This window comes from Lactobacillus helveticus DSM 20075 = CGMCC 1.1877 (genome assembly GCF_000160855.1).
In the GTDB taxonomy this organism is placed as follows: domain Bacteria; phylum Bacillota; class Bacilli; order Lactobacillales; family Lactobacillaceae; genus Lactobacillus; species Lactobacillus helveticus.
In genome coordinates this window covers 98,859-100,736 of record NZ_GG700752.1, presented here as the reverse complement: position 1 = coordinate 100,736, position 1,878 = coordinate 98,859, and the positions used below count along the sequence as shown (strand labels likewise).

1 protein-coding gene is annotated in these 1,878 nt (G+C 43.6%); it reads left to right on the top strand.

The features are described from left to right. Nucleotides 1–82 precede the first annotated feature (82 nt). Nucleotides 83–1,399: an ammonium transporter gene (locus tag HMPREF0518_RS00440; RefSeq protein WP_023193016.1), complete on the top strand. Its 1,317-nt coding sequence runs from the start codon at nt 83–85 to the stop codon at nt 1,397–1,399. The last annotated feature ends 479 nt before the right edge of the window (nt 1,400–1,878 follow it).

Here is a 1,878-nt window from a genome sequence, read left to right as displayed (position 1 = left end):
ACTAAACACAAAAAAGAGTGCGTCACTCAATAATCAATGTTATAATTTCTAATATCAAATGGTATGGATAGGGGTTGAGAGTATGAACGCTGCAAATTCAACGTTTTTAGTGTTATCTAGTATATTGGTATTATTCATGACGCCCGGATTAGCATTTTTCTACGGTGGCTTAGTTTCCGAACGGAATGTCGTTAACACCATGTTATCCGTCTTCATGATTTGTGGCTTAGCAATCTTGTTATGGCTCGCATTCGGTTATTCACTATCTTTTTCCGGTGATTTAGGTGGCTTTGTCGGTAATCTCAAAGCCACTTGGTTGCATGGTGTGGACTTGACCGCGCTTACCGCGACAAAGATTCCCAACAGTTTATATCTCATCTTTCAAATGATGTTTGCCATTATCACACCAGCACTATTTGTTGGCTCAGTGGTCGGCCGTATCCGTTTTAAATTCTTATTAACCTTCATCATCTTCTGGTCACTCCTCATCTACTATCCAATGGTTCATATGGTTTGGGATAACGGTTTATTATCTAAACTTGGCGTCATCGATTTCGCTGGTGGTACCGTCGTCCACATCAATGCCGGTATCACCGCTTTAGTCTTATCAGCATTCTTAGGTGCCCGCCACAAGTATGGCAAGGATATGACCCAGCACTATAACATCTTATGGGTATTGCTGGGGACCGCTATTTTATGGATCGGCTGGTACGGTTTCAATGCCGGTTCGGCGCTTGCCATGAACGACATCGCCATCCAAACCTTCTTAACCACGACCGTTGCCACCGCCACTTCCATGATGACGTGGATGGTCGTTGATATGCTAACCAAGGGCAAACCAACCCTAGTCGGTGTCTGCACCGGTACCCTTTGTGGTCTCGTTGCAATTACACCTGCTTGTGGCTACGTCACCATTTCTGGTGCCTTTTGGATTGGCCTTATCGCCACATTAACTAGTTATGGCTTCATTACGTTCATCAAACCACGCTTAGGTATCGATGATGCACTCGATGCCTTTGGATGCCACGGTGTTTCCGGCATGGTCGGCAGTATCATGACTGGGCTATTCGCTAGCAAAGCCGTTAATAACTCAATTTCTCTAAACGGTCTTTTCTATGGTGGCGGCTTTAAATTATTCGGATTACAGCTATTAGCAACGATCTTTACCATTGGCTTTACTACCATCGTTTGCATCGTCATTATCGTACTATTGAAACGAGTCATCAGAATGCGCGTTGACGAACAAGAGGAAGAACTCGGACTCGATCAAGGCGAACACGGCGAAGTCGCTGACTACACCGTTCAAATGAGTCACGACTTGACGAACATCCAACATCATAGCGATGAATTTCGTGGTCAGTTAGCGCAACTGCTAGATAAGCAACAACGATTCCGATAATCGGAATCATGAGCGTAATATGCACAGGTTTCAGTACGTTCGAGAAAGCATTCGCATGGCATTTCTATCATGCTCAGTATCACAAGCGGGCATGAATCAGATGGGAGAAGACTGAGCATTAGCCTAACTAGGGAATTAAACGACGAGTTTGGCGTCATAACGGCGCTAATCCGAGTTTTTTCCAGTGAGCTTATGCCCTGGATCTTTAAAACAAGCCTGATTTAACCATACCCCATTTCAGCAACATCAAGGATGCAAAAATATAAAAACGTGTCGCGAGAAATCATCTCAGATTTCTCTATACTAGTCCCTGTCAAGTTGACGGATAAAATAATATAATTTTTAGATACTTCTTAAGCGGCTTCACCGCGGTATTCAACCGCGGTGGAGCCGTTTCTTTGTATAGTTCGATCGACGTAATTGAAGTAGTAAATACCAGCTTCAATTAAATCGATTAATTCTTGTTTAGTTTTGGGCAG

What these genes read in the sequence shown, in the direction of transcription:
- HMPREF0518_RS00440 (WP_023193016.1), top strand. Translation starts at nt 83, where the DNA reads ATGAACGCTGCAAATTCAACGTTTTTAGTGTTATCTAGTATATTGGTA.